A 12876-nucleotide genomic window follows, 5' to 3' on the forward strand; every position below is an offset into this window, starting at 1 on the left:
CCCGCCCGCCTGCCCCCGGCGCCGTCAGCGAGCGGCGTGCACCGGCCGGCCGACACGACGGCCGGTCATCCAGCCCATCGCCCACTCGATCGGCCCGGGTCCGACGAAGCGCCACCACAGCCAGCCGACGAGAACCATGCCGGGAACGATCAGCAGCCACCCGAGATAGTCGTTGGCGTTCGGCCACACCCCCTGCCACAGCGCAAGCAGCCCGACGTGCAGCACGTAGAGACTGAGCGCGACCGCGCCGATCGCGCGCAGCGGCACGAACGCCGCCCCGATCGCGCGTTGCGCCGCCGGCCGCCGCACGGTGGCGAGCACCACCACCGCGACGTACACCGCGAACACCAGACCCACGTCGTGCAGTGTGTCGGGCCAGGAGCCCGAGACGACGAGCACTCCCGACGATTCGACGACGGGCCGCACGGCGTAGGCCACGGGGGCGACGGCGAGCATCAGCCACAGCACCCGGTCGCGGACGAACCCGTGACGCAGGAGCAGGGCGCCGAGTAGGAAGAAGGGCAGCAGGTTCGTCAGCCGGTAGGCCTGCCCGAGCACGAACCAGGACGCCGCTTCACGCAGCAGTCCCGTCGGATCCGCCCCGACGACGCCCGACAGCAGCGTCCGCGCCCACGCGTTGAGAGGATCGCTGACGACCGCCAGCCCGACGGCGACCACCGCCAGCCACCGCGACGACAGGAACAGCAGCGGCGCCCCGACGATCAGCAGCACGCCGAGGTAGCTGAGGACGATCGCGACCCACGTCCCCCACTCCGACAGGATCATGCCGAGCCCGATGAGGATCATCCCGCGGATGATCTGCTGGAAGAGCATGAACGGGATGCCGCTGCGCACCGTCCGCTGCAGGACCAGCTGCGCCGACACACCCATCACGAGGGCGAACAACGGCGAGGCGAGGTCGTTGATGTTCGCCATCACCACGGCGAGCGCGGCCGGGCGCTCGGGGAGGAACGGCACCGCGTGGGCGATCAGCATCGCCAGGAGCGCGACGCCCCGCAGGACGTCGGGCACCAGCAGCCGGGGACCACCGCCCGCTCCCCCGGCGTCGGCCGTGGTGACAGGAGCTCGGGCGGACCGGTCAGAGGTCACGGGCTCGCACCTCCGGACGTTCGGCATGACGGGTCTGCGGCCACGATAGCGCGATGGATCGGGAGCGGCGTCGCCGACCCTCGCCTACCTCGTGTCACCGACCGCCGAGTGACCCGTCTCGGAGCCCTGCGTCACGAGACGCCGAGCTCCGCCTCCGCCGTGACCCGCGCGGTCACGAGGATCGGCAGGTGGTCGCTGAGCCCCTGGGGCAGGGTCGTCACCTTGTCGATCGTGAACCCCGACGATGTGGCGAAGTCGTAGTGCCCGCGGAAGAACCGGTACCGCGTGTACGTCCGGGTGTCGCTGAGCGACAGCTCGTAGCCCTGCTCGCGCACGTGCTGGCCGAGGTGCTCCTTGAACACGGGGTAGTTGTAATCCCCCACCATCAGCGCGGGCAGCCCCTCGCCCAGGTGCTGGATCTCGGCGAGGGCGGTGCGGATCTGATGGCGCCGCAGCGAATTCAGCGCCGTCAGCGGCGCGGCGTGGAACGACGCGAGGATGACGTCGCGGCCGGCGTCGATGTCGTGGAGGCGGACCCCCAGCATCCGCTCTTCCGCCGGTTTGAGCACGCGGTCGTGCAGCGACTTCTTCAGCGACAGCAGGCGCATGTCGACGGCGCGATAGGTGTTCTCGCGGTAGTACACCGCCAATCCGAGCCGGTTGCGCTGCGTGGCGTGGGCCAGGCGGAGACCGTGGATGACCTCGGGGATGTCGGCGGAGTCGCACTCCTGCAGGCACAGGACGTCGACGTTGTGGCGCTCGACCAGCGCATCGAGCTCGGTCGCGGCCCGGTGCTTGCGCAGGTTGTACGAGATGACCCTCATGACGACGCCAGCCTAGACCCGGCCCGGTGGCCGACGGGCGTCCTTGACAGGTCGCACAGAGGGCGCATCGGTTTCGTTCAGGATGCCGCGCCCTGCACGACAATGGAACCTGCCACCCCGTCGCGAGGAGACCCGTCATGCGCATCTCGGCACGAGCGGACTACGCCGTCCGCGCCGCCGTCTCCCTCGCCCGCGCCGGAGCCGACGAGCACGTCTCGGGCGAGCGGATCGCCACCGAGCAGCAGATCCCGGCGACCTTCCTCGAGGGGATCCTCGGCGCCCTCCGCAAAGGCGGCATCGTCACCAGCCGCCGCGGAGCCGCCGGCGGCTACCGACTGGCCGCCCCGGCATCCGACATCTCGGTCGCCGACGTCATCCGCGCCGTCGAAGGCCCCCTCGTCTTCGTGCGCGACGAGCGGCCCAGCGAGATCGAGTACCCGCCGGGCGGCGAGGCTCTGGTGACGCTGTGGGTGGCGCTGCGGGCGAGCGTTCGGCGCGTGCTGGACGACACCTCGCTGGCGGCCCTCGCCTCGGGCGATCTGCCGCCGGTCGTGCAGGAGCTCGCCGCAGACCCGGAGTCGTGGGTCAGCGGACGCTGAAGCCGAGCGACGCCCGCACCCCGCTCCCCACCCCGCGGTGTCCGGCCCGGACGCACCGACACATTGCGTCACGTTGTTGGCGGCATCCGGCCTTCCGTGAGGGAATACCGACTAAACCAGTCGGAATTAGCGGAAAGGCCTGCCCATGCAGACTCTCGTCCTCCTCGCGCTCGTCGGCCTCGGGGCCCAGCTCGTCGACGGCGCGCTGGGCATGGCGTACGGCGTGACGTCGACGACGCTGCTGCTGGCGATCGGGGCGAACCCGGCTGCGGCGAGCGCGTCGGTGCACCTGGCCGAGATCGGCACGACCCTCGCGTCGGGCGTGTCGCACTGGCGCTTCGGCAACGTCGACTGGAAGGTCGTCCTGCGCATCGGCGTGCCCGGCGCGATCGGCGCCTTCCTCGGCGCGACGGTCCTCTCAGCGCTGTCGACCGATGTCGCCAAGCCGATCATGAGCGTGATCCTCCTGGTCCTCGGCCTCTACATCCTCGCCCGCTTCACCTTCCGCTCGCTCCCCCGCGTGGACCGCAGCAAGCCGCTGCGCCTGCGCTTCCTCGCGCCGGTCGGCCTCGTCGGAGGTTTCCTCGACGCCACCGGCGGCGGCGGATGGGGCCCGGTCGGCACTCCGGCGCTGCTGGCCAGCGGCCGCATCGAACCGCGCAAGGTGATCGGCTCGATCGACACCAGCGAGTTCCTCGTGGCGATCTCGGCCTCGCTCGGGTTCCTCATCGGGCTCGGCTCGGGCGGCTTCGACCTGACCTGGGTGGGCGCGCTGCTGATCGGCGGCCTCATCGCCGCCCCCATCGCCGCGTGGCTCGTCCGCAAGCTCCCGGCCCGTCTGCTGGGCTCGCTCGTCGGCGGCATCATCGTCTTCACCAACGCCCGCACGCTGCTCCTGGCGTGGGACACGGACGGCGCCGTCACGGGGTGGGTGCTGGCCGGCATCGCCGTGCTGTGGGCAGCCGCGGTGGCCGTCTCGTGGCGGGCCTGGCGTGCCGAGAAGCACGCCGCCGCCCTCGAGGCGAGCGACGCAGCGGAGGACGCCGAGAAGACTCCCGGCGAACTCGTAGACAACTCCTCGACCCGGTGATGGACACGGCCCCCTGACGGGGTTACAGTTTCTGCAGGAACAGCGGCATAGAGGCTCGACTTCACCCGAACGACGACCTTGCAGGCCTCGCCCGGTTTGCCGTTGCTTCTCGAGGTCCCCTCGGCGTCTCCTAACTGCTTCATGGTCCGCCGAGGGGATCCTGCTATTCCGGGAGCCGCGTCGCGCGCGGCGTCACCGGCGACCGGTACGGTGGCGGGGTGACCGACGACTCGCCCCGCGCCGCCCGGGACGACGCCGAGGCACCCCAGCCTCAGACTCCCCCGCCACCGCCGACCCCGCCCATCGGCCCGCGTGGCGACGCGTGGTCGGCAGCACCTGGTTCCACCTCGCCGCCGCGCTCGTGATCACCGGCCTGGTGCTGAGTTTCGTGGCGAAGCCGTATTGGGTGCCGTCGTCGTCGATGGAGCAGACGCTCATGCCCGGCGACCGCGTGCTGGTCGATCGCCTCGCCTACCTCGGCGGCGGGCCGAGCGCGGGCGACGTCGTCGTCTTCGACGCCGGGGACGCGTGGGGCATTCAGCAGAACACGGCGGACTCCCCGCTCAGCGTCGCCCTGCGGTGGATCGGCGAGGTCACCGGCTTCGGGCCCACCGGACCCCACACCCTCATCAAACGCGCCGTCGCCGTCGCCGGACAGACCGTCGCCTGCTGCAGCGACGACGGCAGGATGCTGGTCGACGGCGACCCCGTCGACGAGCCGTACGTGGGCTCGGACTACGACTTCGAACCCGGGGTCCTCGACTGCGACACCGAGCCCCGGTCGCTCCGCTGCCTCCCCGAGACGACGGTTCCCGAGGGGGCGTTCGTGGCCCTCGGCGACAACCGCACCTCGTCGGCGGACTCCGCGGCGCTCTGCCGCACGCCGGTGCCCGAGGACGGATGCTGGCGCTTCGGCTACGACGGCGAGGCCGTGGGCCGCGCGGCGGTCATCCTGTGGCCGATCGACCGATGGAGCGGGCTGTGACCGCGAGCGCGCCGGCGGCGACCCTCGCGTCGACCTCGTTGCAGCGCACGTACCGGTACCTGAGGATCGCGACAGCCTTGACGGTCGTGGCGATCTTCGTCGGCGTGCTCGCCGCCGTGCCCGCCGTCGGCTGGCTGCCGAGCATCAGCCACTACTACTACTCGCCGGCCCGGACGGTGTTCACCGGCGCTCTCGTCGCCGCGGCCGTCTGCCTGTTCGCGCTGTCGGGTCGCGGCCCCTCGCGCGCCCTGCTCGATGCCGCCGCCCTCTTCGCCCCGCTCGTGGCCGTCATTCCCGCCTCGGGGCTACCGGGGGCCCGTGCTCCCGAAGCCGCCGCCGACGAGGTCGCGGTCGGGCTCACGACCTACCTCGTGATCGGCGTGCTCGTCGTGGCCGTCGGCGCAGGTCTGGCGCTCACCGGCGAGGTCGAGCGCCGCGCGGCCGCCCTCACCCTCGGCGTGAGCGGCGGCATCCTCGTCATCGTCGCCATCTCGTGGGCGGTGGCGCCGGAGGCGGTGCTCCGCTTCGGGCACGTCGTCGCAGCCGTCTCGTTCTTCGCCCTCATCGCCGTCACCGCACTCGTGGAGGCGCTGGGTCCGGCATCGCAGACGCTCCCCCGGTGGCTGCGCACCGCATACATCGTCCTGGGCGCGGGGCTCGCCGTCGTGCTGGTGGCGACACTGCTGTTCAGCGACGAGCGGTTCTATCCCGCCCGCCCGGTGCTCATCGGCGAGTCGATCGCCCTGGTCCTGTTCGCGACGTTCTGGGTGCTGCAGACCGCGCAGAACTGGCGCGACCCGAACCCGGCGCTGCGGTGACGCCCCGCCGGGCCGTTGCCGTGGCGGCGGCCGTCCTCGGTGTCGCCGCCGCGCTGTCGGTCGCGATCTGGGCGACCACCGCGGGAACCAGGGCTGCTCCCTCGCCCGGCACGGACTTCCTCGTCCCTTCCGATTCGTCGGCCGCGCGCGCCGCGGAGTCCGCGGCCGCCGGCTCGCCCGAGGCGGAGGCCGCGGCCCACCTCGCGGGCCGGCCCACCGCGGTGTGGCTGACACCCGAGACCTCCCCCGTCGACGAGGTCGGCGCCCGCGTGACCGACCTCGTCGATCAGGCCCGCGCCGAGGGCCGCGCCCTCGCGCTCGTGGTCTACGGACTCCCCGGGCGGGACTGCGGCGGGCTGTCGGCGGGGGGCCTCGCCGAAGCGGACTATCGCGACTGGGTGGGCGCCATCGGCGAAGCGCTCGAGGGCGGGGTCACGACCGTCGTCGTGCTGGAGCCGGACAGCCTCGCGCTCGCTCCCGAATGCGGGAACGTCGCAGAGCGCCAGGCTCAGTTGAGCGACGCCCTGGCCGCACTGACTTCCGAGAGCATCTTCGTGTACCTGGACGGCGGGCACTCGCGCTGGCTGCCGCCAGCGGAGATGGCCGATCTGATCGCCGGCGTCGAGGGTCGTGAGCGCGCCCGCGGCTTCGCCACAAATGTCTCCAACAGCAACGACGACGCCCTCGAGATCGCGTACGCCCACGAGGTCGCCGAGCGCCTCGGCCCCGGCGCGCACGCCGTGATCGACACGTCCCGCAACGGCTCGGACTCGACCGGGGAGTGGTGCAACGCCTCCGGCCGCTCGATCGGGGCACCCGCCGGTGCTTACGGCGACGACATCGTCGACACGAACCTCTGGATCAAGCCCCCGGGTGAGAGCGACGGCCCCTGCAACGGCGGCGCCCCCGCGGGGGAATGGATGCCGCGCGCCGCGGTCGAGCTCACCCGCGACGTGCTTCGATGATCGGACGGCGACAACCGGCCCGGACTTTTCGCTAGCCGAACGAGGAATGTTACGTCACCGGGACGAAATCCTGCTGTTGCGGGTGTGACGGATGTGTACCATCGAGAAGACCTCGCGAGGCGGGTCCGGGACGATCCGGTCGGCGGGGTCCTGTCATGCGATCGGCCGGGGGGCTAACGTGATCAGCACTTCCGAGATCCAGCGCACCGCGGTGATCGTCGAGGACGACCCTGAGATCCGCCACATCCTGGCCGAGGTCTTCGAATCGGCGGGGTTCTCGACCGTCACGGTCGGCAACGGCATCGACGGCGTGCGGGCGGTCACCGCCTACCAGCCGCTCATCACGACGCTGGATGTCAACATGCCCGGCATCGACGGCTTCGAAGCCGCCCGCCGCATCCGCTCGCAGAGCAGCACGTACATCATCATGCTGACCGGGATGCAGGACGAGACAGACGTCGTGCTCGGCCTCGGGGCAGGCGCCGACGAGTACCTCTCGAAGCCGTTCCGCCCGCGCGAGCTGCGCGCCCGCATCGACGCCATCCTGCGCCGCCAGGGATCCCCGGCGACCGCACCCACGTCGGTTCCCCTGCAGGACAGCGTCGGGCCGTCCTTCCCGGGGCACGCCTCGGCGGGCGCCGCCCACCCCGCCCCGTCCGCGGGGCCGAGCGCGACCATCGCAACCGGCGCAGCGAACATCGCCGGCGACACCCGCTCCGCGCGTCGCGCCAGAGGCGAGGCGGCCGAGGTCGCGCCGGCCGAGAGCGGCTTCTCCGCCGGCGACGTCGCCACCGCGACCGGCTCGTGGCTGCAGCACCGCGATCTCCGCGTCGACCCCGACACCCGCATCGCGCTCATCGGCGACGCCGAGGTCGAGCTCACCCGCACCGAGTTCGACCTGCTGACCACGCTGCTGCACTCCAAGCGCCGTGTTCGCAGCAAGGCCGACCTCACGCTGGTGCTGCGCGGGGAGTCGTACGTGACGAGCTACCTCGTCGGCGACGCCGACAAGCGGGCCATCGAGGCGCACATGACGAATCTCCGCCGCAAGCTCGGCGACAACCCGACCCAGCCCCGCTATATCGAGACGGTGCGCGGCGTCGGCTACCGCCTGACCTCCGAGCTCCTGGCCTCCTGAGGCCGGGCCCCAGCCCCGACCTCACGGCCCTCGCCGCCTCCCCAGCGCGGCTCCCCAGCCTCGTGCCAGGGCTCCCCAGAGCCCTGACCCCCAGCATCCCCAGTCCCGGTCCGCGGCGCCCCAGCGCCGCCGTCCGGATGCTCCACCCCGGGACCTCGGGTCGGTCCCGGGGGGAGCTTCGGGGGAGCACCTCTTCGGGTGAAGCGCTCCCGGTGCGTGCGGCCGGAATCCCCAGATCCCCAGTCGGCCCCACGCGGCTTTCTCACACTCTGTATCCGTGCTGCCTGCGCATCAGCTTCACGAACATGAGGAGAGTCTGTAGGACGGTGACGACACCGACGATCGGCCAGCCGATCCAGAGGATCGACGACTGCGCGACCGGACCCAGCATGGTCCAGATCAGCGCGACGGCAACCAGGACCGCGGCCAGCACGACGAAGGGAGCCCAGTGGGCGTGCCCACCGCCCTTCTCGGCCTTGGCCTGCATGGCCCAGTTGTCGACCTGCTTGCGCGAGAGGAAGCGGGTCCACGAGCGGATGAAGTGGCTGAGCCGGATCCACATGAACAGCTCCGCCGGCACGATCAGCAGCGCGAAGAGCACGTCGCGCGCGGTGCGGGTCTTCAGCGTGAGCGCGATGCGCAGGTTCAGCAGCACCGCCACGGCCGGCGGGATGAGCCACCACGGCGAGAACACGAACGCGTTGATCGAGAGCGACCCCGCCAGCAGCACCAGGAACGCGATGCGGACGAAGAGGTTCGTGAGCATTCCGACGTTCTCGAACCAGCGCAGCCGCAGGTTCGGGTGGAACGGCTGCCCCTTGGTGTCGCCACGCTGCCCCGGCCACATGAGTTCGATCGCGCCGTAGGTCCACTTCACCTGCTGGGCGTCGTAGCCGCGGAGAGTGGTCATGCCGCCGACGTCGGCGCGGGCGAACGGGCTGATCTTGGTGAGGTAGCCGGCGCTCTTGATCTGCAGCGACAGCAGCGAGTCCTCGACCTCGCTGTCCTTCACCCACGGGGTGGCCTGGTGGTTGTCGCGCATGACATCACGCAGCGCCTGCGTGGCGAAGATCGAGAACTGCCCGCCGAGCACCGCCATGTTCCGACCGCGCAGCAGGTTCTGCATGTTGAACGCGGCGAACTGCGTGCGCTGGCCGGCGATGAGGAACTTCGCGATGAATCCGGTGATGGGACGGTCGTCGATCGAGTAGATCGCCGAGATGCCGCCGATGCGGGTGTCCTTGACGGCCTCGGCCTCGAGCAGCTCGACGGCCCGCGCGTCGGCGACGGTGTCGCCGTCGACGCCCAGCAGGTAGTCGTACCCCTCGACGAGCGCGTACCCGTAGTTCAGCGCGCCGACCTTCTTGTCGGGGTTCTTGCCGATGTCGTGAACGAACACCTCGGTGAACTGATCGCCGAGGTCCGTGACGAGTTCGTGGGGGCCGCTGTACTGCGAGGCGATCTTCACCGTCTGGTCGGAGGTGTTGTTGACCACCACGTGGATGACGTCCGGGACCCGCGTCTGAGCGAGCAGGCTCTCGATCACCTGGGCGATCGACTCCTCCTCGTTGTACGCCGGGATCACGCAGCCGATCGTCGAGCGGTGCACCGAGATGCTCTCGAGGACCGACTCGAACTCCTCCGCCCTGGCGCGCTGCGGCTCGGCCTCGACGGGGGTCGAGCCGGCGGCGATGCGCTCGGTGCGGCGGACGATGTCGGTCATTCTCGGTTCTCCGGTCGGGGCGCCTCGTGGCTGCCGAGGAACACTCTGCCGGGTCGACCGCAAGGACCCGACCGGAAGGCCCCGAGGTAACCGCAAGAAACCCTCAAGGAATCCACCGGACGACGCACCCTCGACCGAGGGGAACCGTACGCCACCGCCGATAGACTCCCCCCATGACCGTGAAGCAGTCAGGGGCGCTCGGCGTGCCTGATTCCCGCACGCGGTCGATCTGGCTCACCCAGCTCTCACTGGCGGTGAGCGTCGTGGTGCTGATCGTGGCGATCCTCGTGATCGACCCGGTGCTGTTCGCACGCCCGACCGTGGCCACCGGCATCCTGATCATCGTCATCGCCACCATCTCGAGCCTCGCCGCTCCGCGACGATGGCTTCGCTCGAAAGCCGTCATGGCTGTTCCGTTCGTGGATGCCGCCGCGGTCGGTCTCATGTCGTACGACAGCGACCTGCGCTTCGGAGCGTTCTGGATCTTCCCCGTCATGTGGGTGGCGATGCGGTTCTCGCCCATCGCACTGGCAGGGATGCTCGCCCTCATCGCGGCGATGCTGCTGGCGTCCGCGCTCACCTCCGGCACCGGCGAGTCGCCGCTGCGGATCGTACTGACGCTGCTCTCGCTCGGGTTCCTCGGCATCACCGCCCACATCACGATGCGGGCGGCGAAGGCCTATCGCACGCTCATGCGGCGTCAGGCGCGACGCCTCCAGGCGACACTGGACCGCAGCTCGCGGCAGGAGCGACGCGTCAGCGACCTGCTGAACGGCCTCGACACCGCCGTCGCGCGTGTGACCCCCTCGGGCCGGATCGTCACCACCAACGACGCCTACGTCCGCCTCTACGGGCTCGACCCGCACGACGTCGCCCAGCCCGCGCGCTCGATCGAGTACGACGCCGAAGGCGGCATCCCGCTGCCGGCCGACCAGCGTCCCGTCGCACGCGCGGCGCGCGGCGAGACGCTCGATGACCTGCGGGTCTGGCTGTACACCGTCGACGGCTCGTGGCGCGCGCTTTCGATCACCACGAAACGCGAGGGCGACCAGGACGACGAAGACACCCGCACGCTCCTTTTCGTGCACGACGTCACCGAGGTCGTGCTCGCCGAACGCGAGCGGCGGCGGCTGGCGGCGATCGCCTCGCATGAGCTGAAGCACCCGCTCACCGCCGTCCTCGGCTACGCCGAACTGGCGCTCGAGGCCGACGACCTGCCGCCGCGCACCCGCGATCAGCTCGAGAGCATCCACCGCGCGAGCGAGCGGATGCTCGAGATGACGACGACCCTTCTCACCGAGCCCGGGCAGCGCAGACCCGCCACCCGCCCCCGTCACCGGCTCGACCTGCGCGACATCGTCCGCGAATCCGTCGAGTCCTTCGCCGCCGCCGCGGCAGCCAAGGACATCGCCTTCGCCGTCGAGGCGGACGAGCCGCTGCCGATCGTCGGCGACGCGTTCCGCCTGCGGCAGGTCGTCGACAACCTGGTCAGCAACGCGGTCAAGTACACCCCGCGCGGCGGACACGTGTGGATGAGCGCGGGCAGGGAGGATGCCGACGCCGTCGTGGCGATCACCGACACCGGCATCGGCATCGGCGCCGAGCACCTCGCCGACATCTTCACCCCGTACTTCCGCACCGACGAAGCCGTCACCAGCGCCCCCGGCACCGGTCTCGGCCTCGGCATCAGCCGCGAGATCGTCCTCGAGCACGACGGAGGGCTGACGGTCGACAGCGAGCGCGGCGCCGGCACGACCGTCACGCTGCGGCTGCCGTACGCGGCGGCATCCACCGAACGGCAGGCGATGGCATGATCTCGGCGGATTTCCATCACGCCGTCGCCACGACCGGCCTGGAGGGGCTTCTCGGCCTGGTGCTGGCGCTGTTCACGACCCTCGCGACGATCGCGGCGTACAGCGTCGGGTTCCTCTTCCGCCCGAGCCGGACGACCCTTCTCTGGTCGACGGCGCTGACGGTGGCGATGATCGCCGGGTGCGGCGTCGTCGCCGCCGACGCCGTCGGCTCGCCGAGCATGCGGCTGGCTGCCCTCGGCCTCTTCGCCGGCGTGCCCGCGCTGGTGTGGTCGGGCATGCGCGCCCGCCGCACGGCCCTCGCCTTCGTGTGGACCGGACCTCTCGTCAGCGCCGGGGCGTCGGTCGCCATGCTCTTCAGCGACGACCCGCTCGCACTCGGCCCGGTGTGGCGCATCGCCCTGCTCGCGGCGGGGGTCTTCGCCGCCCTCGTGGTCGCCGAGTGGGTCGTGCAGCCCCGCCCGCGTGACCCCTTCCTGATGCCGCTCGTGGCGGCATCCGCTCTGCTCGTCGCGATCGGCGTGCTCGTCTACGTCACCGGACTCGTCGGGACGCCGTTGATGGGGCTGGAGCTGATCACCATGCGGCTCGTGCGGACGAGCTTTCTGGTGCTCTTCCTCGGGTGCGTGCTGATCGCCACGATCGGGCCGTCGATCCGCGACATCGCTCGGAGGCTGCGGACCGGGCCGACACGGGAGTGGGACCGGTTCGAAGAGTCCGCGCACGCCCGCCTCGTCCGCGGGCGCGAGACGGGCACCCCCTGGTCGGTGATCTCGTTCCAGCTCGATGACGCCGCCGAGGTGCGCCGGGTCGCGGGCGCGCCCGCGCTCGCGACCACCACCTCCCGCGCCGAGCAGGTGCTGCGCGAGACGTTCCCGCCCGATGCCGAGATCTCCTCCCCCGCCGCCGGCGTCGTCGTCGTGCTCACCCCGAGCCCCAACCCCCAGGTGCGTCAGCTCATCCGCGTGGCGCTCAGCCGCATCTCGCAGCTGCCGCCGTACGGCCGCATCCCGGTGCGCCCCTCGGCGAGCGCCGGGTGGGTTCCGGCTTCGACGGCGGGCTATGACCTGACGGTCCTGCTGTATCTCGCCGCGCAGGCCGCCGCCAATGCGCAGGCGCGCGGCGGCGACCGGTGGGAGCGGGTCAGCCCCGAGACGGTGCTGGGGGCGATCAGTCCGTCAGAGCGACCGTGAGCGTGTCGGTCGCGGTCTGCTTGGCGTACTCCTTCGACGTCGGCGTCGTCTGCACCAGGAAGTCGAACGTGAACTGCAGGGTCACGTGCGTCGCCTCGTCGGGCACGGGGCCCGTGACAAAGGTCTGCGAGTAGCTGTACGGGTCGAGCACGAGGTAGCCGGGACTCACGGTGGACGCGTCCTGCTGCGCCTCCAGGGGCGCCAGGTCGGCCTCGGCCGTGCCCGGGACGGCGATCATCGTGGCCGACTGCAGGTACACCTTCTGCCCGTCGTCGGGAGCGACCGTCGTCGTCATCGACAGGCTCACCGGTTTCAGCGCCGTGGCCGTCCAGCGCTCCATGCCCAGCGTCGACCAGTAGTCCACCGCGGCGGTCACCGCTCCCGCGGTCAGTTCACGCGCCGTCGCGCCCCCCGACAGGTCGTTGGGGATCGGCGCCGGCGCGACGCTCGCGGTCGGGGTCGGCGTGGCGGAGCCGCCGGCCTCGTCCCACGGTGCGACCCCGCATCCGCTCAGCGTCGCCGCCCCGGCGACGGCGATCCCGATGACGGCGACCCACCGGCGCGCGACAGTGTTCATGCTCCCCCGAGAATCTCCGGTGGCCCGGAAGACGAAACGCGGG

At 71.3% G+C, this 12876-nt stretch carries 12 protein-coding genes; 8 read left to right on the plus strand and 4 right to left on the minus strand.

The window, feature by feature from the left end; genetic code table 11:
• Positions 1-24 precede the first annotated feature (24 nt).
• On the minus strand, positions 25-1110 hold the full coding sequence (locus tag NFR93_RS07675) for a DUF418 domain-containing protein (protein ID WP_251451600.1): 1086 nt from the start codon (positions 1108-1110) through the stop codon (positions 25-27).
• A gap of 131 nt (positions 1111-1241) precedes the next feature.
• The gene (locus tag NFR93_RS07680) at positions 1242-1934 is read right to left on the minus strand and encodes an endonuclease/exonuclease/phosphatase family protein (RefSeq protein WP_251451602.1); all 693 of its coding nucleotides are present in this window, start codon (positions 1932-1934) and stop codon (positions 1242-1244) included.
• Positions 1935-2071: 137 nt separating this feature from the next.
• On the opposite strand from NFR93_RS07680, the gene NFR93_RS07685 reads away from it, so the two are divergent.
• From NFR93_RS07685 to NFR93_RS07710, 6 genes are all read left to right on the plus strand, one after another.
• Positions 2072-2533, plus strand: coding sequence for an RrF2 family transcriptional regulator (locus NFR93_RS07685; protein WP_251451604.1), 462 nt, complete (start codon positions 2072-2074; stop codon positions 2531-2533).
• 145 nt (positions 2534-2678) lie between these two features.
• A complete protein-coding gene (locus NFR93_RS07690; protein WP_251451606.1) occupies positions 2679-3623 on the plus strand; it encodes a sulfite exporter TauE/SafE family protein in 945 nt (314 codons plus the stop codon).
• Positions 3624-3945: 322 nt separating this feature from the next.
• Entirely contained in the window at positions 3946-4608 is a 663-nt protein-coding gene (lepB, locus tag NFR93_RS07695; RefSeq protein ID WP_251451608.1) for a signal peptidase I, read from the plus strand.
• Entirely contained in the window at positions 4605-5426 is an 822-nt protein-coding gene (locus NFR93_RS07700) for a hypothetical protein (RefSeq protein ID WP_251451610.1), read from the plus strand. The genes lepB and NFR93_RS07700 overlap by 4 nt, the downstream gene beginning before the upstream one ends.
• On the plus strand, positions 5423-6391 hold the full coding sequence (locus NFR93_RS07705) for a glycoside hydrolase family 6 protein (RefSeq protein WP_251451612.1): 969 nt from the start codon (positions 5423-5425) through the stop codon (positions 6389-6391). The genes NFR93_RS07700 and NFR93_RS07705 overlap by 4 nt, the downstream gene beginning before the upstream one ends.
• Before the next feature lie 178 nt (positions 6392-6569).
• Positions 6570-7529 carry a response regulator transcription factor gene (locus NFR93_RS07710; protein WP_251451614.1) on the plus strand — a complete coding sequence of 320 codons (960 nt, stop codon included), beginning with the start codon at positions 6570-6572 and terminating at the stop codon, positions 7527-7529.
• Between the two features lie 262 nt (positions 7530-7791).
• Here NFR93_RS07710 and NFR93_RS07715 read toward each other — a convergent pair whose 3' ends face one another.
• The gene (locus NFR93_RS07715; protein WP_251451616.1) at positions 7792-9252 is read right to left on the minus strand and encodes a glycosyltransferase family 2 protein; all 1461 of its coding nucleotides are present in this window, start codon (positions 9250-9252) and stop codon (positions 7792-7794) included.
• 173 nt (positions 9253-9425) lie between these two features.
• Here NFR93_RS07715 and NFR93_RS07720 point away from each other — a divergent pair, with 173 nt between their 5' ends.
• Positions 9426-11066 (plus strand): sensor histidine kinase, encoded by a 1641-nt coding sequence (locus tag NFR93_RS07720; RefSeq protein WP_251451618.1) that lies wholly within the window; start codon positions 9426-9428, stop codon positions 11064-11066.
• Complete coding sequence (locus NFR93_RS07725; RefSeq protein ID WP_251451620.1) at positions 11063-12256, plus strand: hypothetical protein; 1194 nt, start codon at positions 11063-11065, stop codon at positions 12254-12256. The genes NFR93_RS07720 and NFR93_RS07725 overlap by 4 nt, the downstream gene beginning before the upstream one ends.
• On the opposite strand, the gene NFR93_RS07730 is transcribed toward NFR93_RS07725, so the two are convergent.
• The gene (locus tag NFR93_RS07730; RefSeq protein ID WP_251451622.1) at positions 12234-12833 is read right to left on the minus strand and encodes a hypothetical protein; all 600 of its coding nucleotides are present in this window, start codon (positions 12831-12833) and stop codon (positions 12234-12236) included. The genes NFR93_RS07725 and NFR93_RS07730 overlap by 23 nt on opposite strands.
• Positions 12834-12876: the final 43 nt, after the last annotated feature.

Origin of the sequence: Microbacterium sp. Marseille-Q6648 (genome assembly GCF_943181415.1) — a bacterium.
Taxonomy (GTDB): Bacteria; Actinomycetota; Actinomycetes; order Actinomycetales; family Microbacteriaceae; genus Microbacterium.